Source organism: Paraburkholderia agricolaris (genome assembly GCF_009455635.1).
GTDB classification, from domain to species: domain Bacteria; phylum Pseudomonadota; class Gammaproteobacteria; order Burkholderiales; family Burkholderiaceae; genus Paraburkholderia; species Paraburkholderia agricolaris.
In genome coordinates, this window is the sequence record NZ_QPER01000001.1 from 3,442,025 (window position 1) to 3,468,456 (window position 26,432).

The window sequence follows — 26,432 nt, forward strand, 5'->3', positions numbered from 1 at the left end:
AAATCCTGTTATAGAGATGCAAGGTAGGGCGGGTTTCGCCCCAGCGGAGCGAAAGTTTGTTAGCATCCGCGAGTTTTACGACATTTTTCGACCGATTACGCGCACGCACGCTGCGCCGACCCCAAAACGGATGGCATCAGACAAGGAACTCGCCGATTTTCTGGCGGGCGTCGAAAGGCGGGCATTCAAGCAGACGGTCTACGCCGTGCGGGACGACGACGCCTCGCTCGATATCGTGCAGGACGCGATGATCAAGCTCGCCGAAAAATACGGTGACCGTCCACCCGCCGAACTTCCGCTGCTGTTTCAGCGTATTCTCCAGAATGCGATGCACGACTATTTCCGTCGTGCCAAAGTGCGCAATACTTGGGTTAGTCTATTTTCTTCGCTCGGCAACGCCGACGACGACGAATTCGACCCGCTCGAAACATTCGAGGCGCAACAAGGCTCGGCGGGCGCCGAGAGCAACGAACAGAAACTCGAACGCGAACAGGTCTTACAGTTAATCGACGACGAGATCCAAAAATTACCGGCACGTCAACGGGAGGCGTTTCTCATGCGTTATTGGGAAGATATGGATGTCGCCGAGACTGCCGCCGCGATGGGCTGCTCCGAGGGTAGCGTGAAAACGCACTGCTCGCGGGCCACGCACACGCTGGCGCAAGCGCTCAAGGCTAAAGGAATCACGCTATGAGCTCCCTGGAAACCAAAGAACTCGAGTTCGCCCGCCAGGTGCGGCGCGCGCTCGACGAAAACGCCGCCAGCATTCCGGCCGCCACCGTCGACCGGCTCGCCGTGGCGCGCCGCGCCGCACTTGCCCGTAAGAAGCCCGAAACCGTGAGCGCGCCGGTCTTCGTGCCCGCCTTCGCCGGTGCCGGCATGCCCGCCGGCATGCCGCAAGTCGAGATGCCGCAGCGCCGCCGTTCACCGCTGCGCCGTTTTGCGCTCGCGTGGCCGCTCGTCGCGCTGGTCGTCAGTCTCGTGGCTATTGCCTACTGGGAAGACCAGCAACGCACGGCCGAACTCGCCGATATCGATGCCGCCATGCTAAGCGACGACCTGCCGCTCAATGCCTATCTCGATCACGGTTTCAACGCGTACCTATCACGCGCCCACTGAGCGGGAGATTCTTCGGGTGAGTTACAAGCGCGGCTTGGCCGTTGTTTTCGGATGTGCGATCGCGGCCCTGGTGTCGTTCGCCGCGACGTATCCGCGCTTTTATCCGAGCCCGTCGTCGCCCACCAGCGCGCCTGCCGCAAACGGCAACGCGACCGCCAAGGCGCCCGCACCCACCCTCGCCGTCGAACTGCCTGGCCTGCCCGGCAGCAAGAGCCCAATGGCATGGTCCCGTCTGAGTGCGGCCGACCACGTCGCGCTCGCACCGTTCGCCGGCCAATGGGATTCCTTCAGCGAAGAACGCAAGCGAAAATGGATCAAGATCGCTTCGCGTTACCCGAAGTTGTCGCCTGATGCACAAAAACGCCTGCATGACCGAATGACCGAATGGGTGCGTATGACCCCCGATCAGCGGCGCGTTGCACGCGAAAACTACCAGGTGTCGAAAGAATTGCCGCGCGAAACCCGTCAGAACGCCTGGAAGGCTTATCAGCAATTGCCGGAAGAGCAGAAGGAGCGGCTCGCGGCGAGCGAGCGCAAGCGGCGGCCGAGCGTAGTGAGCGCGCCGCCGTCCGGCAAGACCGAGATCAAGGGCCTGGATCGCCTCGTCAATGCCCGCGAGCACGAGGCGAGCGGCGCCGCAGCGGCGAGTGCCGCGGCTGCCGCCGCGCTGCCGAGCCCGGCCACCACGCCGGCGATTCCGGCTGCGGGCAGCTTCGTGCCCGCCATCCCGGTGCCGGTTTCGCCGTCCGAGGCGCCGTCGATCTTCAACGGCTCCTGAGCGGAGCCCGACCGTGTCCCAGCCGCTCGCCACCTCGACACTGCCCGCCGCTTCGTCCGGCAACCCGCCCACGGTTCGCCGGCGCCTGGCCACGCTGCTCTACGAAGCCGTGATCCTGTTCGGCGTCGTGTTCATTGCGGGTTATCTGTTCAGTACCTTGACGCAACAGCGCAACGGTCTCACCCATCACAATCTGCTCGCTGCCTGGATCGGCCTCGTAGTCGGCCTGTATTTCGTCTGGTTCTGGACCCACAGCGGCCAGACGCTGCCGATGAAAACGTGGCACTTGCGCGTTGTCGGCGCTAACGGCGCGCCGCTATCCACCGGCCGCGCGATCGCTCGTTACGTGCTGGCGTGGCTGTGGTTTTTGCCGCCCCTCGCACTGCACCCGTTGCTGGGCCTCACCGTGCCGCAGACCCTGCTGATCGCCGCGCTCTGGTTCGTACTGTGGGCCGCCACCGGCCGCTTAGATCCGCAGCGTCAATTCCTGCACGACCGCCTCGCCGGCACCCGCGTCATTAGCGTCGCAAACTGACCACGCTGCCGCACCCGCGGTACGCGTTTGCTTTACCGGACTTGCCGGCCGGCATCGCCCTCCTCCGAGCACCGCCGCTCCGCCGCCGTCTCCTTCTCCCGACACAGTAATAAGAACTTCTCGTGACTGTCACGGCGCGGTCACGCGCGACTGGCGCAATACGGGCACCGCAACTCGACGCGTGAGCCATGGACCCCAAAACGTCCGCGACTTCCCTGTTCCGCCAGACCGGCCCGAGCGTCGACCCTGTCGCGTTCCGCCCGGAACCCAACCCCAGTCACGGACGACCGCTGCCTGTGCCATCGCTGCCCCTCGACGCGCAAGCCGGCCATCAAGACGACGAACACGGCGAGCCGCATCGCTATCGCACCATCTGGCTGTCCGACATCCATCTCGGCTCGAGCGGTTGCCAGGCGCCGTATCTGCTGGACTTCCTGCGGCACAACGAGTCGGAATACCTGTACCTGGTGGGCGACATCATCGACGGCTGGCAGTTGAAAAAAGGCTGGTACTGGCCGCAGGCGCACAACGACGTCGTACAGAAAATCCTGCGCAAAGCGCGCAAAGGCACCCAGGTCATCTACGTGCCAGGCAATCACGACGAAGCCGCGCGTCAGTTCTGCGACCTCGCGTTCGGCGACATCCACGTGCGCGGCGAAGCATTCCACACGACGCTCGCCGGCAAACGCCTCTGGATCGTGCACGGCGATCTGTTCGACGGCGTGATCCAGCACGCCAAATGGCTCGCCTATCTCGGCGACACGCTCTACACGATGATCCTGATCCTGAACCGCTGGTTCAACCGGATCCGCAGCCGGCTCGGCTTCCCGTACTGGTCGCTGTCGCAATACCTGAAACATCAGGTGAAGAACGCGGTGAATTTCATCTCGTCATTCGAGCGCGTGATGACCGACGAAGCACGCCGCCGCGGTTGCGACGGGGTGGTGTGCGGACATATTCACAAAGCCGAAATCCGCGAAATCGACGGTGTGCTGTATTGCAACGACGGCGATTGGGTCGAGAGCCTGTCGGCACTCGTCGAGACGTACGAAGGCGAACTCAAGGTGATCTACTGGACTGTGATGCGCGCCCCGGAAGTCGGCGTGCAAAAAGCCCGGGCGACCGCGTAGTCCCTCTCCACTTCTATTGGGCCGAAACCGATGAAGATCATGATCGTCACCGATGCATGGGAACCGCAGGTCAATGGCGTCGTGCGTACGCTGAAAAACACCACGCGCGAGCTCACCGCACTCGGCCACCGCGTCGACTTGCTGACACCGCTCGAATTCAAGACGATTCCGTGCCCGACCTATCCTGAGATTCGCCTGTCCCTGCTGCCGCGCCGCAAGCTCCATCAGCGCATTGACGAATTCGCGCCCGACGCGCTGCACATCGCCACCGAAGGCCCGCTCGGCATGGCCGCACGCGCCTACGCGATCAAACACAAGCTGCCGTTCACGACGGCCTATCACACGCGCTTTCCCGAATATGTGCAGGCGCGTTTCGGCATTCCGCTCGGGGTGACCTACAAGTTTCTGCACTGGTTCCACAAGGCGTCGCTGGCCGTGATGGCGCCCACGCCGGTAGTCAAGGCCGATCTCGAAAAATTTGGCTTCACCAACGTGGTGCTATGGACCCGCGGCGTCGACCTCGACATTTTTCACCAGATGGACTCGAAGGTGCTCAACACCGCGCGGCCGATCTTTCTGTATGTGGGACGGGTAGCGGTCGAGAAGAACGTCGAGGCGTTTCTCAAGCTCGATCTGCCCGGTTCGAAGTGGGTCGCGGGTGAAGGCCCCGCACTCGCCGAGCTGAAATCGCGCTATCCGCAGGCGAACTACCTGGGCGTCCTGACGCAAGCCGAGTTGGCCAAGGTCTACGCCGCCGCCGACGTCTTCGTGTTCCCGAGCCGCACCGATACCTTCGGGCTCGTGCTGCTTGAAGCGCTGGCTTGCGGCACGCCGGTCGCGGCCTATCCGGTGACCGGCCCGATCGATGTGCTCGGTGACGGCGGCGCGGGCGCCATGCACGAAGACTTGCGCGAAGCCTGCCTCGAAGCATTGAAGATCGAGCGCAGCCATGCGCGTGCGTGGGCCGAACGTTTCTCGTGGGCCGCGGCGTCAGAGCAGTTCGCGGCTCATCTGAAGCCGCTGCCGCGCACGTCATATAGCGAGGAAAGCGCCGCCGCATGAAGCGGCGCGCCGAGCCGCTTATGCCAACCCGACACTCCAACGCAGCACGCACGTCGAACGGCGCGTTGCGCGCTGTCAAAAACGATACCGGCGCCGCCAGCGTCGAGCCGTTCGAAGACGTGAGCGAGCACGCCGCGCCGAATCATGCCCAACACGCGAACGGTTTTCGCGGCATGAACGGCGCGGGTCCCGAGGGCTCAGAGCAGCTCGATAACGAGCCTCACCACGAGCCGCTCAGTCCCGACGATCCGTTCGCCCCGCTCCCCTTCAATCCGTACAAGGGCAATCGCGGCCTGACCCGCGCGTGGCACGCGATGAAAAATTCGCTGGCCGGGTTCCGCGTGGCGATCCGCGAGGAAAGCGCGTTTCGCCAGGAGCTCACGCTCGCTGCGATCCTGATTCCGTGCGGCGTGCTGGTGCCGGTCGATCCGGTTTCGCGCGTGTTGCTGCTCGGCTCGGTGCTCCTGGTGCTGATCGTCGAGTTGCTGAATTCGAGCGTCGAGGCTGCCATCGACCGGATTTCACTCGAGCGCCACGAGTTATCGCGCCGCGCCAAGGATCTCGGCAGCGCGGCGGTGATGGTCGCGCTCGGCATGTGTCTGATGACATGGGGGCTGATCGTCGGGCCGCTGATCGTGCACTGGATCAAAGCGTGGCTATGAGGGTGACGGCAGCCCCATCCGCCGCCCCAAAGAATGAAAACCCTGAGTATCCGCTTGGTATTAGAACGGTCGGTTTATAATCGTCCGACAGCCCCACGGAAAATCGCTGGGGCGCTCAATATACCAACCGCGTCCGGGTGGATCACGCTAGAGCGGCAAGCCGCCACGCGCCCAGCCCGGCGTAACCAGGGCCGGACGACATGGAAGCCAAACCTCCCCGCCGCACCCGCGAACGGATCCTCGAACTGTCGTTGAAACTGTTCAACGAAATCGGCGAGCCGAACGTCACGACCACGACGATCGCCGAGGAAATGGAAATCAGTCCAGGCAACCTGTACTACCACTTCCGCAACAAAGACGACATCATCAACAGCATCTTCAGCCAGTTCGAGCAGGAGATCGAAAAGCGTCTGCGCTTTCCCGACGACCACCGCGCCACGATCGACGAGATGTGGTCGTATCTGCAGTACATGGTCGATTTCACCTGGCGCTATCGTTTCCTGTATCGTGATCTGAACGATCTGCTGGCGCGCAACCGTACGCTCGAAACGCATTTCAAGCAGATCATCAGCCACAAGGTGCGCTTCGCGAGCCAGTTCTGCGAGCAACTCGTGGCGGACGGCGAAATGGTCGCCACGCCCGAAGAACTGCAGGTGATCGCCACCAATATCGGCGTGATCGCCACGTACTGGCTGTCGTATCAGTTCGTGATGAACCCGCGCAAGTACAACGAGCAGGAAACCATTCGCGCCGAACTGCATCAGGTGAGTGTGCAGATCGTGTCGCTGATGGCGCCTTATCTGCGTGGCCGCTCGCGGCAGATTTTCGACGATCTCGTGTCAGGCAAGCTGCCCAAGCGCGAGTTCTACGACTACCTGCCGCCGAAAGAAGGCGCCGCGCCCCGTAACGAACCGAAGGACGTTTGAGTATGAAGTCGGTGTGTGTGTATTGCGGCTCCTCCGACGGAGCCAGACCGTTGTACGCCGAAGCCGCGCGCGCCTTTGGCCGCGCGCTGGTGCAGGCCGATCTCGCGCTGGTCTATGGCGGCGGCAAGGTCGGCCTGATGGGCGTGATCGCCGATACGGTGATGGCCGAAGGCGGTCGTGCAATCGGCGTGATTCCCGAGTTGCTGGTCAACAAGGAAGTCGGCCATAACGGTTTGACGGAATTGCATGTCGTACCCGATATGCATCATCGCAAGAAGATGATGGCCGACCTGTCCGACGCGTTCGTCGCGATGCCGGGCGGTGCGGGCACGCTCGAAGAACTGTTCGAGGTCTATACGTGGGCGCAACTCGGCTACCACCAGAAGCCGGTGGCACTGCTGAATATCGACGGCTTCTACGATCCGCTGATCGCGCTGCTCAAACACACGGTAGACGAAGGCTTCATGCGGCAGACCTATTTCGACATCCTGCAAAGGGACGCCGACCCGGTCGCGCTGATCGACAAGCTGCAACGCTATCAGCCACCTGCCAGCGACAAATGGGCGATTAAACGCGACGCTGTCTGAGCGCCGCGCAGCACGCCTGTTCGACGCCCTCTTTCACCCCGCTGAACAAAACCGGCCGCACACTCCCGCGGCCCCCACCCGAGCGATGAGGTTGCGATGACGAAAGCCGTTCTGATCACCGGTGGCAGCCGCGGCATTGGCCGCGCAACCGCGCGTTTGCTGGGCGCGCAGGGCTGGTCGGTGGGCGTGAACTATGCGCAAAACCTCGCGGCGGCGCGGGAAACCGTTGCCGATGTGGAACGCGCCGGTGGTCAGGCGCTCGCGATTGCCGGCGACGTCGCCAGCGAAACCGATGTGATCGCGATGTTCGACGCGCTCGAGCAGAAGTTCGGCCGGCTCGATGCACTCGTCAATAATGCCGGCATCGTCGCGCCGTCAAGCCAGCTTGCGGACATGGAGCTGGCGCGCCTGAAGCGTATGTTCGACGTCAACGTGCTCGGCGCCTACCTATGCGCACGCGAAGCCGCGCGCCGCATGTCGACCGCCCGTGGCGGCGCCGGGGGCGTGATCGTGAACATCTCGTCGGCGGCTGCACGTTTAGGCTCACCGAACGAATACATCGACTATGCCGGCTCGAAAGGCGCAGTCGACACCCTGACAATTGGTCTCGCCAAAGAACTCGGCCCGCAGGGTGTGCGCGTGAACGCGGTGCGCCCCGGCCTGATCGATACCGACATCCACGCCAGCGGCGGCAAACCCGAGCGCGCCGCCCAGCTCGGCGCGACCACGCCGCTCGGCCGCCCCGGCAGCGCCAACGAGGTTGCCGAGTCGATCGTCTGGTTGTTGAGCGACGCCGCCTCGTACGTGACGGGCGCACTGCTCGACGTCACCGGCGGCCGCTGAGCGGCCCCGCAGCCGCCCCTGAGCTGCCCCTCTTCCGTTTGCGCGGCCAGCGGGTTTCCGCGGCCGCTTTTCCCTTCCCGCCCCCTATTCCCCTCGATTTGGCGAGGAATCGGCGCGATCTGTTCGATTGACCGCCATATTCTTCGCTTTTTCTGTAATCGTTCGTAACAAAGTGGGTCTACAATCGCAGCATTCGCATGCAACCGCATGCGGCGTGCAGCTAGACCACAAGCCCGCGGCCAATGTCGCCGCATAGGGCAATCAGAGATTCTCATGTACGAAAACCCATCCGCGCCCTGGCGCACGGGGAACGTCGCGGTTGCGACACCTGCACCGGCCGGCCCTGCCGACGGTGCGCCGGGCACGCACTCCGGCTCGGCACGCCTTGACGAATCCGGCGCGGTCTTGCCAGACGGCCACACGGTGGCGGCCGAAGCAGTAACGCCCGCAAGGCCCGCCGCACCCGTCGGCCCCTCAGCGCCCGCCGCGCCGGGGCCGGTTCCCGCTTCGCGTGGCGCCCGGCACTTGCGTGCACTGACCGCTGCCCGTCCGCTCATGTGGCTGGTGGCGCTGGCCGTCCTGTGCGCGTGGCTTCTGCCGGGCACCCTGGGCCACGAGCCGTGGAAACAGGACGAAACCTATACGTTCGGCATCATCCAGCACATGCTCGATACCGGCGACCTGGTCGTGCCGACCAACGCCGGCCAGCCCTTTGTCGAAAAGCCACCGATCTACGACTGGGTCGCCGCCGGCTTCGCCTGGATGTTCGGCCGCTATCTGCCGCTGCATGACGCTGCCCGTCTCGCGAGCGCGCTCTTCGCAGGCCTGAGCATCTACTACACGGCGCGCGTCGCCCGCCGCGCGGTAAGCGCGTCCAGCTGGTTCGATATCCGCGTGATCGGTACGCTGGCGTTATTCGCGAGCACGCTCGTCGTCATCAAGCACGTGCATGACATGATGACCGACGTCGCGCTGATGGCCGGCGCCGCGCTCGGTTTCTGCGGATTGTTCGAACTGGTGCTGGTCCATCTGCGCGACGAAGCGCGCCTGCTTCCGGTCGACGTGCACCACCGGCGTCACGCGATTCTGAGCGGCGCGGCGATGTTCGGCGCCGGCGTCGGCGTGTCGTTGCTGGCCAAGGGCCTGTTCGTGCCGCTCGTCTTCGGCGCGACCACCGTCGCCGTGCTGGTGCTGTATCCCGCCTGCCGCACACGCAGCTTCGCCGCGTCGCTCGGCGTCGCCGCGCTGGTCTGCGCGCCCTTCGCGCTGATCTGGCCAATCTGCTTCTATCTGCGCTCCGAGACGCTCTTCAAGGTCTGGCTGTGGGACAACAACATCGGCCGCTTCCTCGGCTTTTCGGTGGCGGAACTCGGCTCTGAAAACGAAAGCCGCTGGTTTGTGTTGCGCACCGTGCTGAGCGTCGGTTTCCCGGTGGTGCCGCTTGCGGTGGCCGCGCTCGCGAGCGGCGGATGGCGCCGCTGGCGTGATCCACGCGTGGCGCTGCCGGTGATTTTCTCGGGCGTCGGTTTCGCCGTGCTGCAAACGTCGGCAACGGTTCGCGAACTGTACATTCTGCCGTTCATCGCCCCGCTCGCCCTGGTGGCGATGCAAGCCATCGACAAGCTGCCGCGGCGTCTGCACGCAAGCTGGGACATAGCGAGCCGCGTGCTGTTCGGCAGTACGGCCGCGCTCGCGTGGATCATCTGGTCGATCATGAGCGGTCCGGCCGATACACATGCGTCGCTGCACTGGCTCGGCCGCTGGTTGCCACTCGACTGGGCGCTGCCCGTCAAACCCACATTGATCGCGGCCGCGCTGCTGATGACGCTCGGCTGGCTTTGGCTGCTGCCGGTCTTCAGACACACCGGCAAATGGCGCGGCGCGCTGAGCTGGTGCGCGGGTGCGATTCTGGCGTGGGGACTGGTGAGCACACTGCTGCTGCCGTGGCTCGACTATGCGAAGAGTTACCGCGCTGTATTCGAAAATCTCGGTGCCGCCATGAATATCGAATGGAACGATGGCGACTGCATGGCCAGTACCGGACTCGGCGAATCCGAAGCGCCGATGCTGTACTACTACACCGGTATCGAGCATCAACCGGTCGCGAACACCGCGGCAACCGAATGCACGTGGCTGATCGACCAGGGCCGTCGCGACAATGCGCGCGCGCCAGCCGGCGATTGGCGGCTGTTCTGGTCGGGCGCGCGGCCGGGCGATACCGGCGAGTTGTTGCGGGTATTTGTGCGGACCCCGGCGACGCCCTGGAACGGCGAATAGCACATGGCGGCAAAGAGCGCCGCCATGCCTTGTGTCCGCGGTTTCGCAACGCCTAGAACGACGAGCCGGGTCCTTTCAGGAAAGCCGTTTCTTCATCCGTCGACTGCCGCCCGAGTACCGCGTTGCGATGGGGAAAGCGTCCGAAACGCTCGATGATTCTGGCGTGCCCGACTGCCGATGAGTAGTAGGACGCACCATCCGGCTCGGCCTTCAGTTGTTTGAACAGGCGCACCGATTCATGCTGACTGGCGAGCGTTTCGTCGTGTTCGAACGGCAAATACGCGAATGCACGATGATGCGCGGTGGGCAACCGGAGATCGGCGCCGCTTGCGACCATCTGCTGCGCAACGCGCAGCGCCTGATGATCTGCTGCGAAAGCACGCGGCGTATTGCGATAGCAATTGCGGGAAAACTGATCCAGCACGATGACCAGCGCCAACGCGCCAGACGGTGTTGCCGTCCAGCTATCGAGGGCTCCTTCGCGCGCGGCATCGATTAGCGTCCCGAAGCGTTCCAGCAGCATCGCGTCGAAAGCCTGATCGCGGGCAAACCAGAGCTTGCGCGCCTGGCCGAAGGTGGGCGTATCCGGCGCGCCAAACCAGCAGTCGAGAACCGCGCGCGCCTCTGCCGCTTCCAGCCCCGCGGCCCGCTCAACCATTGCGATTGCGCATCCAGTCCGCTGTCTCGAAGAACGACGCCAGCAGGCGCTCCCGCAACGGTTCGGAGAGCCCGACGTCTTCCATTGCCCACGCCATGCAGCGAAGCCATTGATCCCGCTCGCTGGACGCGATCGGAAACGGCATGTGCCTCGCCCTCAACCTGGGATGGCCGAAGCGGCTGATGTAATGATCGGGTCCACCCATCCAGCCGCACAGGAACCAGAAAAACTTGTCGCGCGAACCATCGAGCGACTCGGGATGCAAGGCCCGAATCCCGGCGAATTCCGTTTCGAGATCCATCAGGTCATAAAACCGGTCGACCAGTTCGCGCACACGCGCTTCACCGCCCACCAGTTCGAAGGCCGTCGGCTGTGCGGCGGACACTTCGTCGTTAAGATCGCTCATACCCAATCACAAAAAACAGAAGAGAAAAATCACGCATCCCGCAGCGATTGCAACGCGGGCCGCATCAGCACATGCCGCAAGCTGATCCAGCCGCCCACACCCGCACAGGCAATCCCGGCCGCGATACCCGCGGGCAACAGCCATGGATTGAAGCTCAGATAGAACTCGAACACGCGCGTCGCCAGCAACCAGCCGATCACTTGCGCGCCGATCGCCGCCATCAACCCCGCCAGCGCCCCTACTGCCACAAACTCGGCGACCTGCACCGCCCGCACCTGGCGATGCGAGGCGCCCAGCGCGCGCAGCAGCGCGGATTCTCGCATACGCTCGTCGCGCGTGCCGGCCAGCGCCGCGTAGAGCACCAGCACGCCAGCCGCGAGCGTGAACGCGAACAGGAACTGCACCGCGCCGATCACCTGCTGCAAGACGCGCTGCACCTGGGCCAGAATCGGACCCATGTCGATGGCCGTGAGGTTCGGATAAGCGGCGATCAGCCCGTCGATAGTCGACTGTTTTTCCGGCGGCAAATGGAAGCTGGTAATGAACGTCGCCGGGAAATCCTGCAAGGCGGCCGGCGGCATCAACACGAAAAAATTGACCTTGAACGAACCCCAGTCGAGCTTGCGCACACTCGTCACCGGCGCGTCGATCTGCAAACCCGTCACGTCGAAGCGCAGCGTATCGCCAGGCTTCACGTTGATCAGCTTCGCCAAGCCCTGCTCGATCGAGATCTGCGGCGTCTTCGTATCGCCATACCAGGTGCCGGCGGAAAGACGGTTGTCGTCAGGCAGCTCGGTCGTGTACGACAGATTGAATTCGCGGTCGACGAGACGTTTGGCATCCTCGCCCTTGAACGAATCCGGATTGACGGGCTTGCCGTTGATCGCAATCAGCCGGCCGCGCACCATCGGCGCGAGTACCGTGCCGGGCACGCCGTGCGTGTTCAGATATTGCGTGACAGCGTCGCGCTGGTCGGGCTGGATGTCGATGATGAATTCGTTGGGCGCATCCGGCGGCGTGGATTTGCGCCAGCCGGCCACGAGATCGTTACGCGTCATCGCGATCAGCAACAGACACATCAGACCGATGCCGAGTGCGGTGATCTGCAACGCGCTCGCGCCGCTGCGCCGCTCCAGCGAAGCCAGCGCGTAACGCCAGCCGATTCCCGCATTCACGCGCTCGCTGCGCACGACGCGCGACGCGCTCCACAACGCCAGCCGCGCGATACATGCGAACACCAGCAGTCCGCCCGCGAAACCACCCGCGACAATGCCGCCGAGCTTCAACTCGCCCGCGGCAAGGATCAGGAGCGCGGCGAACAACACAATGCCGAGCGCGTACGCGGCCCACGCGGTACGCCCCGCTTCACCCCATTCGCGGCGCAGCACGCGCACCGGCGGCACGCGCGTCAGCGGCAACAGCGGCGGCAACGCAAAGCCGAGCAGCAGCACGAGACCGGCTGCGATACCTTCGAGCGCCGGCCAGACCGTGGGGTACGGCAAGGTGACATCGATCAGACTGCCGAGCCACGTCAGCAACGCCATATGCCCCAGGTAACCGAGCGCCACGCCGAGCGCGCCGCCGATCAAACCCAGCCCGATGAATTCAAGCGTAAACAGCGTGCGCAGCGTGGCTTGGCTGACACCGAGACAGCGCATCGCAGCGCAACCATCCAGATGCCGGCGCATATACCGATGCGCGGCCATCGCGATCGCCACCGCCGCGAGCAACGCGGTGAGCAGCGAGACGAGCGTGAGGAAGTGACTCGCGCGGTCGAGCGTCTGACGCACCTGAGGCTGGCCGTCCTGCAACGACTCGAGCGCGACGCCGCGCATTTTGCCGCCGTCCACCTTGTCATGCGCGAATTGCGTGAAGCGCGCTACCGATGCATCCGGACCCGCCACCAGCAGCCGGTAGGTCACACGGCTGCCGTAGGTGATGAGGCCAGTTGACGGGACATCGTCGGCACGCAGCATCAGACGAGGCGAAAAATTGACGAACGAGAAACCACGGTCGAGTTCGCGGGTAATCACCGCGCCGATCGTGAAGTTGCGCGACCCGACCTTCACTGCGTCGCCGACATGCAGCTTCAACGCGTCGAGCAACGCCTGATCGACCCATACCGTACCGGGCGCCGGAATCGAACGGGTAGGATGGCCCGCTGCGCCCGGCGCCGACGCGATCCGCAATTCGCCGCGCAACGGATAACCCGGCGACACCGCCTTGACGGCGGCCAGCCGCGAGACCGGCTGTGCGCCGGTCGAATTGACCATACTGGGGAAGATCGCCGTGCTGGCGGTGCTCAAACCAAGCGCACCCGCTTGCTTCGCGAACTGCGGATCAACTGGATGATCGGCACGGACGATGAAATCGGCGCCGATCATGCGCCGCGCATCGCGCTCGAGCCCTTGATGCAAGCGGTCAGCCAGAAAGCCGACACTCGACAACGCCGCGACGGCCAGCACCAGCGCCAGCAGCAGCATCGTCAGTTCGCCCGCGCGCCAGTCGCGCGCCGTCATGCGGATGGCCTGGCGCAGCACATCCGCGCCGCCCAGCCGGCGCGTTGGCCGTGAGGCCGTTCGCGCCGTCACACTCCTTACCGTATCGCTCAATCGTGCCGACTCCTGGCAAACCGCGACACCATGTGCGTCGCCATTCCGCGAAAACCGCCCTGCACCCCACGCCACAGCCGCGGCAACGCCCAGCCCGCCAGCATCAGAAAGCCCACCATCAAGACCAGGAACAGAAGCGGCACGAACAGCGCGAGCAACATGCCGCCGAACACGAGTCCGTCTTCAGCAGTCGAGGTCACGACATTCGACACCGGTTCCGGCGACAGATTGATCAGCGCGCGCGTGCCCGCTTTAGCCAGATGCGCGGTACCTGCCAGCGTGCCGCCCGCCAATGCCGCGACCGTCAGCAGCGCGGGATCGGCATGGCCGAGCGCGCCGGCTGCCAATACCGCGCCAGCGGGAATCCGGATAAAGGTATGGACCGCGTCCCATAAGGAATCGAACGCAGGGATCTTGTCGGCGAGAAATTCAGTGACCGTCAGCACCCCGGCGACGCCAATGACCCACGGCGACGACAGCGCGGACAGCGTATCGGGAAGATGGATGAAGCCAAGACGTGCGAACACGCCGGCCAGCAGGACTGTCAGATAGAGGCGCAGACCGCTGCCCCATGAGAGGCCCGCAGCGAGCGAAAGTGATTCAAGCATGGCCGCCTCCAGGCGCGCTGTGCGTGCCGGGCGCTTCGACGGGCAAAGCAAAGGGAGCCGCCGCACCGAAGTCGTCAGACCCGCGCCAAGCCGGCCGCGCCAAATGGGCCGCGGACAATTTCAGGTTGGATTCAATCTCATTATAGCCACGTTAATTCGCAGAACGCAGAGTGGCGAACAAATGCTGGCCTCTAATGGCGGGGGATTGGCGTCCGATCCAGGCGCGCGCGGACACCGCGGGCACGATAATCCGCTTGAACATCAAGGTCTCAATGAGAGATCAATGCCCCGACGACAGCTTCAACCCGATCAAGCCGATCACGATCAGCGCCGCGCTCGCCACCCGCGCGACCGTCAAAGCCTCGCCCATCATGACGATCCCGAAGATGAACGCGCCGACCGCGCCGATGCCTGTCCACACGGCGTAGGCCGTGCCGAGCGGCAATTGGCGCATTGCCATGGCAAGCAGAACGAAACTGCCGAGCGCGGTCACGACCGTAAATACGGACGGCCACAGCCGGGTAAAGCCTTCGGAGGTTTTAAGACCGGCCGCCCAGGCAACTTCGAGCAAACCGGCAATCAGCAGAAGAATCCAGGACATGAGACAGCTCCATGGTCAGATGGGGCCGTCCCCGTTTGAAGCAGATGCGCAAGGTCGTCCTTACGAATCGTAATTATACCAAAATCGCGTTAAACGGCGCCGACCAGCCGATATCCCACCCCCGTCTCAGTGACGATATGCTCCGGTTGCGCCGGATCGCGCTCCAATTTCCCGCGCAGATGCGCCATGTAGATGCGCAGATAGTGATGGCTCTCCACATGGGACGGCCCCCACACGTCGCGCAGCAATTGCCGGTGCGTCAGCACCCGGCCCGCATGGCGCACCAACGTCGCGAGCAGCCGATATTCGATCGGTGTGAGATGGACGGCAGCGCCCTCGCGCGTCACCTGGCGCAAGGCCAGGTCGACTGTCACCGCACCGAAGCGCACCAGCGGCGATTCATTCGCGCCACCCTGATTGCGGCGCCGCATATGCGCACGGATTCGCGCCAGCAGTTCGGACACGCCGAATGGCTTGGTGAGGTAATCGTCCGCGCCGGCGTCGAGCGCGGCGACTTTCTCGGTTTCCTGCGTGCGCGCCGACAGCACGATGACCGGCAGTTCACTCCAGCCCCGCAGCTCGCGAATCACGTCGAGACCGTCGGTGTCGGGCAGCCCGAGATCGACGATGACGAGATCGGGTTTGCGCGTCGCGGCTTCGACGAGACCTTGTTTGCCGGTTTCGGCGTCGTGCACGACGATGCCCTCGCCTTCCAGCGCGGTTCGCACGAAGCGGCGAATCTGCTTTTCGTCTTCGATCAGGACGACGGTGATGCTCGGGTCACTCATGGCTAGGCTTGGAAAGCAGGTTAGAAGTTGGATCGCGGTCGGGCAAAGCATCGGCGCCTTCGTCTTCCAGCGCATCGGGTGCTTCGGGCGGTGTTTCCACCGGCAAGGTAAACCAGAAGCGCGCGCCTTCGACACGGCCGTCCGCGGACATCCGATTGAGCGCGCCGATTGTACCGCCGTGCGCTTCGACGATCGCGCGGCAGATCGCGAGGCCAAGGCCGATGCCCGGCTTGGCCGACTCCTTCTCGCCGCGCGTGAATTTCTCGAACACACGCGCTTCCATGCCGGCCGGCAGACCCGGCCCGTTATCGTCGACCGCGACGCGTACGAACGATTTGCCGTCCGCGTCGAGACGTTGCGCGCCGATCGTCAACGGCGTATCCGGCGGGGTGTACTTGGCCGCGTTCTCGAACAGGTTCGAGAAGAGCCGCTCCATCAGCACCGCATCGAGATGCAGCAGCGGTAAATCGGCAGGCAGCTTGACTTGCACCGGATGATTCGCCAGCACGCGTTTGCACGCCCGCAGCGCGGCACCCACCGTTTCCTCGAGAAGGGTCCACTGCTGGTTCAGTTGCAGGCTGCCTGCCTGCAAACGCGCCATGTCGAGCAGATTGGTGACGATGCCGGTCATGCGCAGCGCCTCTTCGTGAATCGCTTCGACGAGATCGTCGCCGGGTTGCGCACCGGGATGCGCCTCGCGCGATTGCGCCAGCATCGACGAGAAGCCGACGATCGTCGTCAGCGGTGTGCGCAGGTCGTGCGAGATCGCCGACAGCAGCGAATTGCGCAAGCGCTCCGACTCCATATTGACGAGCGCGTCGCGCGCGATGTCGACGTAGTGCACCCGCTCCAGCGCCAGCGCGATCTGCGCGGCAAATGCGTCGAGCATGCGTTGCTGCTCAGGCACGTCCAGTTCGCGCTCGTCGCGCATCACGACCGCGAGCACACCGCGCGTGCGCATCGGCGCCTTCAGCGGCAGGTACAGCGCGGCGGCGGCCGGCAACGTATCGGTACCGTGTCCAGCCGGCTTCTGCTGATCGTAGACCCATTGACCGACGTCGCTATCGAGCATCTCGCCTTCGAGCGTGACCGCCGCATCGGGGTCCTCGATTTTCTGCTTCACCTGATCGGCGCTGTCCGGCAACAGGATCGCGACTCGCGCGCCGAACACTTCGCTGACATGCCGGCTGCCGATGCCGACGATCTGCTCGGTGGTAAGCGCGGCAGCCAGCTCACGCGCCATTGCATACATCGCGCCGGTGCGTTGTTCGCGACGCCGCGCGACGCTCGCCTCGCGGCGCAAGCTCGACGTGAGATGGCTAATGACGAGTGAGGTCAGCAACATGCCGATGAAGGTCAGCAGGTACTGCGTGTCGGACACCGACAGCGACATGCGCGGCGGCACGAAGAAGAAATCGAACGCCGCCACGCTCATGAACGACAGCACGACGCCCGGCCCACGCCCCAGCTTCACGGCCGTGAAAATCACGCCAAGCAGGTACAGCATGACGAGGTTGGTCAGATCGATATGGTCGATCAGCTGACTCGACAATAGCGTAATGACCGCGCAAATCGTCAGTGCGATGCCATAGGCGCGCGGCGGCGAACGGCGTTCGCGCGCCGTGCTCAGCGCCTCGCGCCACGCATTCGCCGTGGTATTGAGCAAGCGGCGCTGCTCGCCGCCGTCACGTTCCGACGACGCGCGAATCAGCGTGAGATCGAGGTCGCCCGCGCGTTCCGCGATGCGCTCGCCGAGCGGCCGGCGCACCCAGCGCTGAAAACCGCTGCGCGCCGATGCGCCGGCCACCAGCTTGGAGACGTTGCGAGCCTGCGCGTAGCCGATCAGCGCGGCGACCGCATCGGTGCCCGCCAGCGTCGCGGTTTCGGCGCCGAGTTCGGCGGCGAGCTTCAAGGCGTTCAGTGTGCGTTCGCGGCGCGCATCGGGCAGGCGCTGCAGCGCGGGTGTTTCGACGTAGACCGCGATCCAGTCGGCCTTCAGGCTGGCGGCGAGGCGTGCCGCCGCGCGCACCAGCATCGGCGCTTCCGGCCCCGGACCGACACACACCAGCAAGCGCTCGCGCGCCTGCCAGATTCGCTCGATGGAACGGTCGGCACGATACTCACGCATCTGCGCATCGACACGGTCCGCGGTGCGGCGCAACGCCAGTTCGCGCAGCGCGATCAGATTGCCCTTGCGAAAGAAGTTGCGCACCGCGCGCTCGGCCTGCTGCGGCAAATACACCTTGCCGTCGCGCATCCGGTCGAGCAATTCTTCAGCGGGCAGGTCGACCAGGGTGACTTCGTCGGCGCGATCGAACACGCGGTCGGGCACCGTCTCCCAGACCCGGATACCGGTGATCTGGCCGACCACATCGTTCAGGCTTTCGAGGTGCTGGACGTTGACCGTGGTGTAGACGTCGATGCCCGCGTCGAGCAGTTCATAGACGTCCTGCCAGCGCTTCAGATGCCGCGCGCCCTGCACGTTCGAATGCGCGAGCTCGTCGACGAGAATCAGTTGCGGCTTGCGCGCGAGCGCGGCGTCGAGATCGAACTCGCCGAGCTTGCGGCCGCGATACTCGATCACCGCGAGCGGCAGCACGTCGAGACCTTCGAGCAACGCAGCGGTTTCGCCGCGGCCATGCGTTTCGGCAATGCCGACCACCACGTCCGTGCCTTCATCGGCACGGCGGCGCGCGGCCTGCAACATCGCATAGGTTTTGCCGACGCCCGCCGACGCGCCGAAGAAAATCTTCAGCCGGCCCCGTTGACGCTTTTCTTCGTCGCGTTGCAGCTTGTCGAGCAGTTCATCAGGATCGGGGCGGTTCATGCTCAATGGTTTTCATGATAATGCGAGCGATAGTGCATGCATGGTGGCACGGCAGCAGCGCCACCGCAAATGGCAATCGCAAATGGCGAAGGCGGCACCGCATGGTCGCCGCCTCCTCGAACCACAGCCATCAATAACGCTGATCCGCGCTCAACCCTGCTTCATCTCGTCCAGCGCCAGATTCAGTTGCAGTACGTTCACGCGCGGTTCACCAAGAACGCCGAACTGGCGGCCAGTCGTATAACGATCGACCAGCGCCTGCACGTCGTTGGTGGCGAGCTTGCGCGCTTTGGCGACGCGTTCGATCTGGTACGCGGCCGCCGCCGGGCTGATCTCAGGATCGAGACCGCTGCCCGAGGACGTCACCAGATCGACCGGCACCGGCTTCGACATATCCGTGCCGGCCGCCTTCAACGCGTCGATGCGGCCTTTGATTTCGTCGGTCAGCGCCGGGTTGGTCGGGCCGAGGTTCGAACCGCCCGAATTGGTCGCGTTATACGGCATCAGGCTGGTGGCCGACAGACGGCCCCAGAAGTACTGCGGCGCATCGAACTGCTGGCCGATCAGCTTCGAGCCGACCACCTTGCCGTCCTTCTCGAGCAGGCTGCCGTTGGCCTGGTTGTTGAAGGCCGCCTGACCGACCGCGGTCATTACAGCGGGGTAAGCGAGTCCGGTGACGGCGGTCAGTACCGCGAAGATCACGATCAGCGGACGGAACAGATTTTTCATGACAGATAACTCCTCTTAAGCTGCCGCTTCTCAAACCCAGCCGAATGCGGCCAGCACCATATCGATCAGCTTGATGCCGATGAACGGCACGATGATCCCGCCCAGACCGTAGACCAGCAGATTGCGGCGCAACAGAATCGCCGCACCCAGCGCCCGGTATTTCACGCCCTTGAGCGCCAGCGGAATCAGCAGCACGATGATCAGCGCATTGAAAATCACCGCCGACATGATCGCCGAGGCCGGCGTGGCCAGATGCATCACGTTCAGCGCATTCAGCGCCGGATACGTGGTGGCGAACGCCGCCGGGATGATCGCGAAGTACTTGGCGACGTCGTTGGCGATCGAGAACGTGGTGAGCGAGCCGCGCGTCATCAGCATCTGCTTGCCGATCTCGACGATCTCGATCAGCTTGGTCGGATTCGAATCGAGGTCGACCATGTTGCCGGCTTCTTTCGCGGCCTGCGTACCGGTGTTCATCGCCACCGCCACGTCCGCCTGCGCAAGCGCCGGGGCGTCGTTGGTGCCGTCGCCGGTCATCGCCACCAGACGGCCTTCGGCCTGGTGCGAACGGATCGTGGCGAGCTTCGCTTCCGGCGTGGCTTCGGCGAGGAAATCGTCGACGCCTGCTTCGGCTGCAATCGCCGCGGCCGTGAGACGGTTGTCGCCCGTCACCATGATGGTCTTGATACCCATCTTGCGCAGTTCGGCGAAGCGTTCCTTGATACCGCCCTTCACTACGTCCTTCAGTTCGATCACGCCAAGCACACGTGCGCCCTGCTCGCCTTTCTCGGCGACCACCAGCGGCGTGCTGCCGCGGCGCGCGACTTCGGCCACTGCCGTGCTGACTTCGTTCGGGAAACGGCCGCCATTCGCTTCCACATAGTTCTTCACTGCGTCGGCCGCGCCCTTACGGATTTCACGGCCCGGCAGATCCACACCGCTCATCCGCGTTTGCGCGGTGAAGGCGAGGAATTCCGCCTTCAGCGAGGCCATATCGCGTTGCCGGATATTGAAGCGTTGCTTCGCCAGCACGACGATGCTGCGGCCTTCCGGCGTTTCGTCGGCGAGCGACGAAAGCTGGGCGGCATCCGCCAGCGCTTCTTCGGTCAAACCCGGCGCCGGCACGAATTGCGATGCCTGACGGTTACCGAGCGTGATCGTCCCGGTCTTGTCGAGCAGCAGCACGTCGACGTCACCGGCTGCTTCCACAGCACGGCCCGAGGTGGCAATCACGTTCGCCTGCATCATGCGGCTCATGCCGGCCACACCGATCGCCGACAACAGTCCGCCGATGGTGGTCGGAATCAGACACACCAGCAACGCGACCAGCGCCGTGATCGTGACCACGTGACCCGCCTTGGCCGCTTCGACCGAGAACATCGAGAACGGCAGCAGCGTGGCGGTGGCCAGCAACATCACGATGGTCAGCGCGACCAGCAGGATTGTCAGCGCGATTTCGTTCGGCGTTTTCTGACGCTTGGCGCCTTCGACCATCGCGATCATGCGGTCGAGGAAGGCTTCGCCCGGATTCGCCGTGACCCGCACGACAATCCAGTCCGACAGCACGCGCGTGCCGCCCGTCACCGACGAAAAATCGCCGCCCGACTCGCGGATCACCGGTGCGGATTCGCCCGTGATCGCCGATTCGTCGACCGACGCAACACCGTCGATCACTTCACCGTCAGCCGGAATCACGTCGCCGGTTTCGACCAGCACAACGTCGCCTTTACGCAGATCGGACGCCGTCAGAATACGGATCGGCGACTTCGGATGCGGCTCGTTGAGCTTCTTGGCCATCACGTCTTTCTTCGCGCTGCGCAGCGACGCGGCCTGGGCCTTGGAACGGCCTTCGGCGAGCGCCTCCGCGAAGTTCGCGAACAGCACGGTGAACCACAGCCACAAGGTGACCGCGAGAATGAAGCCCGCGGGCGCCTCGGCCTGACCGCCGAGCGCGGCGATCCACAGAATGGTCGTCAGAATACTGCCGACGTACACGCAGAACATCACCGGGTTGCGGAACTGCGTGCGCGGTGTGAGCTTCTTGAAGGAGTCCACGATCGCCGGGCGCACCAGCGCCGGGTCGAACATGGACCTGGTTGCATTATGTTCAGTCATTGAATCCTCGAATTTCCCGTTTGCGCCTATTCACTCGTTGGTCACTGGTGTCATGTCAACGGGCCGCCTCAGTGAGCGCCCATCATCATCAGATGTTCGACACCAGGTCCGAGTGCAAGCGCGGGCACATAAGTCAGCGCGCCCACCAGCAGCACCGTGCCGAGTAGCAACACGACGAACAGCGGGCCGTGCGTCGGCAGCGTGCCGCCGGTCACACCGATACGCTTCTTCGAAGCCAGCGAACCGGCAATCGCCAGCACCGGGATGATCGTGCCGAAGCGGCCGAACCACATCGCGATAGCCGTGAGCCAGTTGTAGAACGGCGTGCTCACCGTCAGGCCGGCAAAAGCGCTGCCGTTGTTGTTCGCGGCCGAACTGAACGCATAGAGAATTTCGGAGAAACCGTGCGCGCCAGGGTTGGAAATACCAGCCTTGCCCGCATCGGTCAGCACCGCGATCGACGTGCCCACCAGCACCAGCAGCGGCGTGAGCAGCACCACGATCGACACCATCTTCATCTCGTACGCTTCGATCTTCTTGCCGACATATTCAGGCGTGCGGCCGATCATCAGGCCCGCGACGAACACGGCCAGCAGGGCGAACACGAGCATGCCGTACATACCGGAACCCACGCCGCCGAAGATCACTTCGCCGAGTTGCATCAGCAGCATCGGATAGAGACCGCCGATCGGCGTCAGCGAGTCGTGCGTATTCGCTACCGCACCGCACGAAGCCGCCGTGGTCGCTACCGTGAAGATGCCCGACTGCGCGATACCGAAGCGCGTTTCCTTGCCTTCCGCGTTACCGCCCGACTGCAACGCATTCGCCGATTGATCGATATTCAACGCGGCGAACGCCGGATTGCCGCTTTGCTCGGCACTGATTTCGCCAACCACGCATGCAGTAAATGCAATCGTCATCGCGGCGAGGACGGCGACGCCCTGTTTGCGGTCCGCGATCATGCGTCCGAACACCAGCGCCAATGCCGCCGGAATGATCAGGATCGAGAAGATCTGCAGGAAGTTCGAGAACGGCGTCGGGTTTTCATACGGATGCGCCGAGTTGCCGTTAAAGAAGCCGCCGCCGTTGGTGCCGAGCATCTTGATCGACTCCTGCGAAGCGACCGGACCCATCGCGATGGTTTGCGCTTTCACCGGCGTGTCGACCGTGACCGGGTTGCCCTTCGCGTCCTTCACCGGGTTGCCTTGTGCATCGAGCTTCGGTGCGGCGTAGGTGGTGGTTTGCAGCGTCGGCACGTCCTGATAGGCCTTGAAGTTCTGCACCACGCCCTGGCTCATCAGAAGCGCCGCGACGATTGCCGCCATCGGCAGCAATACGTAGAGCGTCACGCGTGTGATGTCGACCCAGAAGTTGCCGATGGTTTGCGTCGTGTGACGCGCGAAGCCGCGAATCAGCGCGATCACCACCACGATGCCGGTTGCTGCCGACAGGAAGTTCTGCACGGTCAGGCCGAGCATCTGCGTCAGATAGCTGACGGTTTGCTCAGGCGTGTAGTCTTGCCAGTTCGTATTCGACACGAAGCTGACCGCCGTATTGAAGGCGCCGTCCACCGTCATCGGACCGAACTGCTGCGGATTGCCCGGCAGCCAGCCTTGCACGCGCAGCAGCACATAAAGGAACAGCACGCCGAGCACGTTGAACGCGATCGTGGCGATCGCGTAGTGCTTCCAGCTCATTTCCGCCGACGGATCGACGCCCGCGATGCGATACAGCAAACGTTCGAGCGGGCCGCCAATGCGGACCACGCGCGAACTGCCGTCCATCACATTGCTCAGGTAGCGGGACATCGGCACCGCGGCTGCCAGCAGCACGACGATGAAAAGGCCCGCTTGCAGGACATTGTTCGAGTTCATTCAATGTCCTCCGCGCGCAACAGCGCATAGACCAGGTACGCAAACAACAACGCGGTAGCCGCGCCCGACAACCAGAGAATCCAGTTCATGAGCGGGCTCCCTGGCCGCGCCGGAACTGCATCAACTTCTCGCAGCCGGCAATCAATGCAAAGGTCAGCGCGGAAAACAGCACCAGCCCCCCGACATACAGCACATCCATTTTTGTTCTCCATACACGGACTTTGGATAGGTGGAACGTTATGCCGATACGCGTAAAGGCTTGGTCAAAGGTAGGAGACCAGGTGTAAAAATCGTGTAAACGACCGCGGCGGCAGCGGTGCGCCGCGCTTGTGCCGTGCTTGAATCAATTAACCCGGCGCGCCGGCCGCCGCATTGGAAAGAAAGGATATAAATGGCCGCGCATTTAATTCTGGCCAAAATCCGAAACCATCGCTCATAATGGCGCGCCGATAACCACCTGAATGGCCGTCGTTATTCACCGCGCCGGAATGCGTATTGGATTAAACGAAAACCGGCCATTCACCCAGCCAATAGCGCGCCCGATATGCCAATTGCTTCAGAAACCGAAAGCGGAACTGCACCCGAGCTCGTGAACGACGACCGCATCACGCTGCTGGCGGTGCTGTCGACTGCTCACTACATAGACGACGATCGCTGCGACGCGGCGCGCGAGCGGCTGCTGGCGCATCCGGAAATCCAGTTTGAGCCGTGCACGTCGAGACAGTTGCTCAATTGGCTGATCGCCGAAAAATATATCGACCGGGACGACGAGGAAAATGCCACGCTGAAAATTCTGCAGTGGTCGGAAGACAAAACCGTTGCACTGGATCAGCGCATTGCGATGCTGATTTATCTGAACGACGTCGATTCGAGAATTAGCGCACGCCTCGCTGCGTTGCTCGAACTGCGCAAAAAGAAAGCGAAAAATGCTTTCCTGATGCAAGTCGGCGGCGTGCTGGCGGTATTGATCGGCTTCGGCATATACAAGCTGATACCCGATTCAACGCCGCAGTGCAGCGCGTCGTCAGCGACCTCGGCGCTCGATTCGCTGCTGCTCGAAAGTGCGGCGAAAGGCCTGGGTGGCCAGCAGATGGTGGAGGAGCACGAGTTCCCGCGCACCCGCAACTATCGGGAAATCGGCTATGACAGCAAGGACCATTCGCGCGGCTGCATCGCCGATCTCAGTCTCGACAAGGATCTGGTTCCCGGCAAAGAAAAGATGCAGATCGGCTATGTGGTCCTGCGGACCCCGGAAGACAAGAACCGGTTCGCCATCCAGGCTTTCCCGCCCGAGTACGTCATGGCGCGCTACAACGCGGCAACGCTGAACAACACGCTCGGCACGCCGGTCGGTCGGGACAACATGGAAACGGCAGTAAAGGCCGCGCTGGTGCAGCTCGACGCGCAGACCCACGCGCCTTCGATGCCCTCCACCAACGACGATCAACCGGAGGGTCTCGCGAACAGCGTGCTGAGCGTCATTCCAAGCGCGAACTGCCGTGCACTGGCCGACGGGCGCCAATCATGCCCAGTGACGGTCGACTACCGGGACAATCTGCTGTCGGCGATCGGCGCGGTGCCGATCATCCAGTTGCACAGCGAGTTCGTGTTCGTGAAGAACGGCACCGGCTGGACGGTGTCCGACGACTTCCCCAAAACATTCTTGAGCGCGATCGTCACCGGACGGATGTCCGCGCTGAGCGCCAAGCCGCCCGGAGCCGCCAGCGAAGCGTCGAATTAACCGGCCGGCGCAAGCCCGCGCTACGGCGCGGGCCGAGCCTGATAACCCGCGATAGCCGCGGGCGGCCCGGCCAGGCGTTACGGCAGCAGAATCGTCGAGCCGGTCGTGCGGCGGCCTTCGAGATCGGCATGCGCGCGCCCCACCTCCGCCAACGGATAACGTTGATTGATGCTGGTCTTCACCTTGCCCGACACCAGCATGCCGAATAGTTCAGCCGACATCGCTTCGTAATCGGCACGCTTCGCGATGTAGGTAAACAGCGTGGGGCGCGTAAAGAACAGCGAGCCGCGTCCGGCGAATTCGGACGAGTCGATCGGCGGCAACGGGCCCGACGCATTGCCGAAGCTCACGAACATGCCAAGCGGTGCGAGGCAATCGAGTGAAGCCGTAAACGTATCTTTACCGATCGAGTCGTACACCACCGGCACGCCCGCGCCATTGGTGATCTCGCGCACCCGCTTTGTGAAGTTTTCACGCGTATAGACGATCGCATGGTCGCAGCCGTGCGCCTTGGCAATTTCCGCCTTTTCGTCGGAGCCGACCGTGCCGATCACTGTCGCGCCTAATGCCTTCGCCCATTGGCAGGCCAGCAAACCGACGCCGCCGGCCGCCGCCTGAATCAGGATCGTGTCGCCGGCTTTCACCGGATAGGTACGGCGCAGCAGATATTGTGCGGTCAGACCTTGCAGCATCACGGAGGCCGCCTGCTCATCGCTCACCGCGTCGGGCACCTTGACCACTTGCGCCGCCGACAGCACGCGCTCCTGCGCATAGGCGCCCGGCGGACGCGCAACATAGGCCACCCGGTCGCCGGCCTTCAGCCCCGTCACGCCGCTACCGACCGCCGTCACCTCGCCGGCCGCCTCCATGCCCAGACCGCCCGGCAGCGGCAACGGATAAAGACCCGTGCGGAAATACACGTCGATATAGTTCAAACCGACCGCGTTCTGCTTGACGCGGATCTCGCCCGCGCCCGGCTCGCCTACTTCGACGTCGACCCATTTCATTACTTCGGGGCCGCCAGTTTTGTCGAATCGGATTGCTTTGACCATCATGTCTCCTTGATGTGTGATCCAGTGTGATCGTGAAGCGCCGCGGTGTCGATTCAGACCTGCTGCGTGAGGCGCAAGGTCAGCACGTCGAGAATCATGCGCGCGGTCGAAATGTTGGTGGCGCACGGAATATTGTGAACGTCGCAGGCACGCACCAGCGCGTTGATATCCGGTTCGTGCGGCTGCGGCGTCATTGGGTCACGCAGGAAGATCACCATGTCCACTCGCCCTTCCGCGAGTTGCGCACCGATCTGCAGGTCGCCGCCATGCGGGCCGGACAACATGCGCTCGACCGTGAGGCCATGCGCGTCGCTAATGCGCGTGCCGGTCGTACCGGTCGCGATGATGTCGCAGCGCCTCAGCGTATCGACGTATTCGCCGGCCAGTTTGACGATGTCGTCTTTCTTGTGATCGTGCGCGATCAGCGCAATACGGGTGGTCATGACGTAAGACTCCTGAAACCGTTGTGATTGTCGTTGTTGTAGTGATGAGCGATGCTGGT

Annotated in this window: 26 protein-coding genes; 12 read left to right on the forward strand and 14 right to left on the reverse strand. The window is 63.6% G+C overall.

Going from position 1 to position 26,432, the window contains the following annotated elements; translation table 11 throughout:
- The first annotated feature begins 130 nt into the window (after nucleotides 1–130).
- From GH665_RS15135 to GH665_RS15185, 11 genes are all read left to right on the forward strand, one after another.
- Entirely contained in the window at nucleotides 131–694 is a 564-nt protein-coding gene (locus GH665_RS15135) for an RNA polymerase sigma factor (protein WP_074763516.1), read from the forward strand.
- Nucleotides 691–1,119, forward strand: coding sequence for a DUF3619 family protein (locus GH665_RS15140; RefSeq protein WP_153136530.1), 429 nt, complete (start codon nucleotides 691–693; stop codon nucleotides 1,117–1,119). The genes GH665_RS15135 and GH665_RS15140 overlap by 4 nt, the downstream gene beginning before the upstream one ends.
- A 16-nt stretch (nucleotides 1,120–1,135) precedes the next feature.
- The gene (locus tag GH665_RS15145; RefSeq protein WP_153138493.1) at nucleotides 1,136–1,897 is read left to right on the forward strand and encodes a DUF3106 domain-containing protein; all 762 of its coding nucleotides are present in this window, start codon (nucleotides 1,136–1,138) and stop codon (nucleotides 1,895–1,897) included.
- A gap of 13 nt (nucleotides 1,898–1,910) precedes the next feature.
- Nucleotides 1,911–2,432, forward strand: coding sequence for an RDD family protein (locus GH665_RS15150; protein ID WP_153136531.1), 522 nt, complete (start codon nucleotides 1,911–1,913; stop codon nucleotides 2,430–2,432).
- A 188-nt stretch (nucleotides 2,433–2,620) separates the two neighbouring features.
- Nucleotides 2,621–3,562: a UDP-2,3-diacylglucosamine diphosphatase gene (locus GH665_RS15155; protein WP_153136532.1), complete on the forward strand. Its 942-nt coding sequence runs from the start codon at nucleotides 2,621–2,623 to the stop codon at nucleotides 3,560–3,562.
- Nucleotides 3,563–3,592: 30 nt separating this feature from the next.
- Nucleotides 3,593–4,624, forward strand: a complete 1,032-nt coding sequence (locus GH665_RS15160) for a glycosyltransferase family 4 protein (RefSeq protein ID WP_153136533.1) — start codon at nucleotides 3,593–3,595, stop codon at nucleotides 4,622–4,624.
- A 20-nt stretch (nucleotides 4,625–4,644) separates the two neighbouring features.
- Nucleotides 4,645–5,286 (forward strand): diacylglycerol kinase, encoded by a 642-nt coding sequence (locus GH665_RS15165; RefSeq protein ID WP_153136534.1) that lies wholly within the window; start codon nucleotides 4,645–4,647, stop codon nucleotides 5,284–5,286.
- A 200-nt stretch (nucleotides 5,287–5,486) separates the two neighbouring features.
- On the forward strand, nucleotides 5,487–6,212 hold the full coding sequence (locus GH665_RS15170) for a TetR/AcrR family transcriptional regulator (RefSeq protein WP_028196931.1): 726 nt from the start codon (nucleotides 5,487–5,489) through the stop codon (nucleotides 6,210–6,212).
- A gap of 2 nt (nucleotides 6,213–6,214) precedes the next feature.
- On the forward strand, nucleotides 6,215–6,799 hold the full coding sequence (locus tag GH665_RS15175; protein ID WP_153136535.1) for an LOG family protein: 585 nt from the start codon (nucleotides 6,215–6,217) through the stop codon (nucleotides 6,797–6,799).
- Between the two features lie 96 nt (nucleotides 6,800–6,895).
- Nucleotides 6,896–7,642 (forward strand): SDR family oxidoreductase, encoded by a 747-nt coding sequence (locus GH665_RS15180; RefSeq protein WP_153136536.1) that lies wholly within the window; start codon nucleotides 6,896–6,898, stop codon nucleotides 7,640–7,642.
- Nucleotides 7,643–7,915: 273 nt separating this feature from the next.
- Nucleotides 7,916–9,919 (forward strand): ArnT family glycosyltransferase, encoded by a 2,004-nt coding sequence (locus GH665_RS15185; protein WP_153136537.1) that lies wholly within the window; start codon nucleotides 7,916–7,918, stop codon nucleotides 9,917–9,919.
- Between the two features lie 52 nt (nucleotides 9,920–9,971).
- Here GH665_RS15185 and GH665_RS15190 read toward each other — a convergent pair whose 3' ends face one another.
- The 12 genes from GH665_RS15190 to GH665_RS15245 form a co-directional block, all read right to left on the reverse strand.
- Nucleotides 9,972–10,577, reverse strand: a complete 606-nt coding sequence (locus tag GH665_RS15190) for a DUF924 family protein (RefSeq protein WP_153136538.1) — start codon at nucleotides 10,575–10,577, stop codon at nucleotides 9,972–9,974.
- Complete coding sequence (locus GH665_RS15195; RefSeq protein WP_046566171.1) at nucleotides 10,570–10,983, reverse strand: group II truncated hemoglobin; 414 nt, start codon at nucleotides 10,981–10,983, stop codon at nucleotides 10,570–10,572. Before GH665_RS15195 ends, GH665_RS15190 begins: the two co-directional genes overlap by 8 nt.
- A gap of 29 nt (nucleotides 10,984–11,012) precedes the next feature.
- Nucleotides 11,013–13,595, reverse strand: coding sequence for an ABC transporter permease (locus GH665_RS15200; protein ID WP_408274102.1), 2,583 nt, complete (start codon nucleotides 13,593–13,595; stop codon nucleotides 11,013–11,015).
- A complete protein-coding gene (locus GH665_RS15205; protein WP_120345701.1) occupies nucleotides 13,592–14,203 on the reverse strand; it encodes a DUF4126 domain-containing protein in 612 nt (203 codons plus the stop codon). The genes GH665_RS15200 and GH665_RS15205 overlap by 4 nt, the downstream gene beginning before the upstream one ends.
- A gap of 280 nt (nucleotides 14,204–14,483) precedes the next feature.
- Nucleotides 14,484–14,804: a quaternary ammonium compound efflux SMR transporter SugE gene (sugE, locus tag GH665_RS15210; RefSeq protein WP_028196924.1), complete on the reverse strand. Its 321-nt coding sequence runs from the start codon at nucleotides 14,802–14,804 to the stop codon at nucleotides 14,484–14,486.
- Nucleotides 14,805–14,893: 89 nt separating this feature from the next.
- Complete coding sequence (kdpE, locus tag GH665_RS15215; protein ID WP_153136539.1) at nucleotides 14,894–15,592, reverse strand: two-component system response regulator KdpE; 699 nt, start codon at nucleotides 15,590–15,592, stop codon at nucleotides 14,894–14,896.
- The gene (locus GH665_RS15220; protein WP_153136540.1) at nucleotides 15,585–18,419 is read right to left on the reverse strand and encodes a DUF4118 domain-containing protein; all 2,835 of its coding nucleotides are present in this window, start codon (nucleotides 18,417–18,419) and stop codon (nucleotides 15,585–15,587) included. The genes kdpE and GH665_RS15220 overlap by 8 nt, the downstream gene beginning before the upstream one ends.
- A 150-nt stretch (nucleotides 18,420–18,569) precedes the next feature.
- Complete coding sequence (kdpC, locus tag GH665_RS15225) at nucleotides 18,570–19,148, reverse strand: potassium-transporting ATPase subunit KdpC (RefSeq protein ID WP_153136541.1); 579 nt, start codon at nucleotides 19,146–19,148, stop codon at nucleotides 18,570–18,572.
- Nucleotides 19,149–19,178: 30 nt separating this feature from the next.
- Nucleotides 19,179–21,263 (reverse strand): potassium-transporting ATPase subunit KdpB, encoded by a 2,085-nt coding sequence (kdpB, locus tag GH665_RS15230; protein ID WP_028196920.1) that lies wholly within the window; start codon nucleotides 21,261–21,263, stop codon nucleotides 19,179–19,181.
- 68 nt (nucleotides 21,264–21,331) lie between these two features.
- Nucleotides 21,332–23,137 (reverse strand): potassium-transporting ATPase subunit KdpA, encoded by a 1,806-nt coding sequence (gene kdpA / locus GH665_RS15235; RefSeq protein WP_153136542.1) that lies wholly within the window; start codon nucleotides 23,135–23,137, stop codon nucleotides 21,332–21,334.
- Complete coding sequence (gene kdpF, locus GH665_RS15240; RefSeq protein ID WP_007583461.1) at nucleotides 23,134–23,226, reverse strand: K(+)-transporting ATPase subunit F; 93 nt, start codon at nucleotides 23,224–23,226, stop codon at nucleotides 23,134–23,136. Before kdpF ends, kdpA begins: the two co-directional genes overlap by 4 nt.
- Complete coding sequence (locus GH665_RS15245; RefSeq protein ID WP_120345708.1) at nucleotides 23,223–23,336, reverse strand: potassium ABC transporter ATPase; 114 nt, start codon at nucleotides 23,334–23,336, stop codon at nucleotides 23,223–23,225. Before GH665_RS15245 ends, kdpF begins: the two co-directional genes overlap by 4 nt.
- Before the next feature lie 345 nt (nucleotides 23,337–23,681).
- Between GH665_RS15245 and GH665_RS15250 the strand changes: the two genes are divergently transcribed.
- Entirely contained in the window at nucleotides 23,682–24,878 is a 1,197-nt protein-coding gene (locus tag GH665_RS15250; protein ID WP_153136543.1) for a hypothetical protein, read from the forward strand.
- A 77-nt stretch (nucleotides 24,879–24,955) separates the two neighbouring features.
- Here the strand turns inward: GH665_RS15250 and GH665_RS15255 are convergent, their stop codons facing one another.
- Both GH665_RS15255 and GH665_RS15260 read right to left on the reverse strand, forming a co-directional pair.
- Nucleotides 24,956–25,930: a quinone oxidoreductase family protein gene (locus GH665_RS15255; protein WP_153138497.1), complete on the reverse strand. Its 975-nt coding sequence runs from the start codon at nucleotides 25,928–25,930 to the stop codon at nucleotides 24,956–24,958.
- A gap of 53 nt (nucleotides 25,931–25,983) precedes the next feature.
- Nucleotides 25,984–26,373, reverse strand: coding sequence for a methylglyoxal synthase (locus GH665_RS15260; RefSeq protein WP_028196916.1), 390 nt, complete (start codon nucleotides 26,371–26,373; stop codon nucleotides 25,984–25,986).
- Between the last annotated feature and the right edge of the window lie 59 nt (nucleotides 26,374–26,432).

Excerpts from the sequence above, each read along its gene's own strand:
- kdpC (WP_153136541.1), bottom strand. The coding sequence starts at position 19,148 with ATGAAAAATCTGTTCCGTCCGCTGATCGTGATCTTCGCGGTACTGACC.
- sugE (WP_028196924.1), bottom strand. The coding sequence starts at position 14,804 with ATGTCCTGGATTCTTCTGCTGATTGCCGGTTTGCTCGAAGTTGCCTGG.
- GH665_RS15205 (WP_120345701.1), bottom strand. The coding sequence starts at position 14,203 with ATGCTTGAATCACTTTCGCTCGCTGCGGGCCTCTCATGGGGCAGCGGT.
- GH665_RS15245 (WP_120345708.1), bottom strand. The coding sequence starts at position 23,336 with ATGGATGTGCTGTATGTCGGGGGGCTGGTGCTGTTTTCCGCGCTGACC.
- kdpE (WP_153136539.1), bottom strand. The coding sequence starts at position 15,592 with ATGAGTGACCCGAGCATCACCGTCGTCCTGATCGAAGACGAAAAGCAG.
- GH665_RS15180 (WP_153136536.1), top strand. The coding sequence starts at position 6,896 with ATGACGAAAGCCGTTCTGATCACCGGTGGCAGCCGCGGCATTGGCCGC.
- GH665_RS15190 (WP_153136538.1), bottom strand. The coding sequence starts at position 10,577 with ATGGTTGAGCGGGCCGCGGGGCTGGAAGCGGCAGAGGCGCGCGCGGTT.
- GH665_RS15165 (WP_153136534.1), top strand. The coding sequence starts at position 4,645 with ATGCCAACCCGACACTCCAACGCAGCACGCACGTCGAACGGCGCGTTG.
- kdpF (WP_007583461.1), bottom strand. The coding sequence starts at position 23,226 with ATGAACTGGATTCTCTGGTTGTCGGGCGCGGCTACCGCGTTGTTGTTT.
- GH665_RS15140 (WP_153136530.1), top strand. The coding sequence starts at position 691 with ATGAGCTCCCTGGAAACCAAAGAACTCGAGTTCGCCCGCCAGGTGCGG.
- kdpA (WP_153136542.1), bottom strand. The coding sequence starts at position 23,137 with ATGAACTCGAACAATGTCCTGCAAGCGGGCCTTTTCATCGTCGTGCTG.
- GH665_RS15185 (WP_153136537.1), top strand. The coding sequence starts at position 7,916 with ATGTACGAAAACCCATCCGCGCCCTGGCGCACGGGGAACGTCGCGGTT.
- kdpB (WP_028196920.1), bottom strand. The coding sequence starts at position 21,263 with ATGACTGAACATAATGCAACCAGGTCCATGTTCGACCCGGCGCTGGTG.
- GH665_RS15155 (WP_153136532.1), top strand. The coding sequence starts at position 2,621 with ATGGACCCCAAAACGTCCGCGACTTCCCTGTTCCGCCAGACCGGCCCG.
- GH665_RS15160 (WP_153136533.1), top strand. The coding sequence starts at position 3,593 with ATGAAGATCATGATCGTCACCGATGCATGGGAACCGCAGGTCAATGGC.
- GH665_RS15195 (WP_046566171.1), bottom strand. The coding sequence starts at position 10,983 with ATGAGCGATCTTAACGACGAAGTGTCCGCCGCACAGCCGACGGCCTTC.
- GH665_RS15260 (WP_028196916.1), bottom strand. The coding sequence starts at position 26,373 with ATGACCACCCGTATTGCGCTGATCGCGCACGATCACAAGAAAGACGAC.
- GH665_RS15220 (WP_153136540.1), bottom strand. The coding sequence starts at position 18,419 with ATGAACCGCCCCGATCCTGATGAACTGCTCGACAAGCTGCAACGCGAC.
- GH665_RS15135 (WP_074763516.1), top strand. The coding sequence starts at position 131 with ATGGCATCAGACAAGGAACTCGCCGATTTTCTGGCGGGCGTCGAAAGG.
- GH665_RS15250 (WP_153136543.1), top strand. The coding sequence starts at position 23,682 with ATGCCAATTGCTTCAGAAACCGAAAGCGGAACTGCACCCGAGCTCGTG.
- GH665_RS15170 (WP_028196931.1), top strand. The coding sequence starts at position 5,487 with ATGGAAGCCAAACCTCCCCGCCGCACCCGCGAACGGATCCTCGAACTG.
- GH665_RS15175 (WP_153136535.1), top strand. The coding sequence starts at position 6,215 with ATGAAGTCGGTGTGTGTGTATTGCGGCTCCTCCGACGGAGCCAGACCG.
- GH665_RS15255 (WP_153138497.1), bottom strand. The coding sequence starts at position 25,930 with ATGGTCAAAGCAATCCGATTCGACAAAACTGGCGGCCCCGAAGTAATG.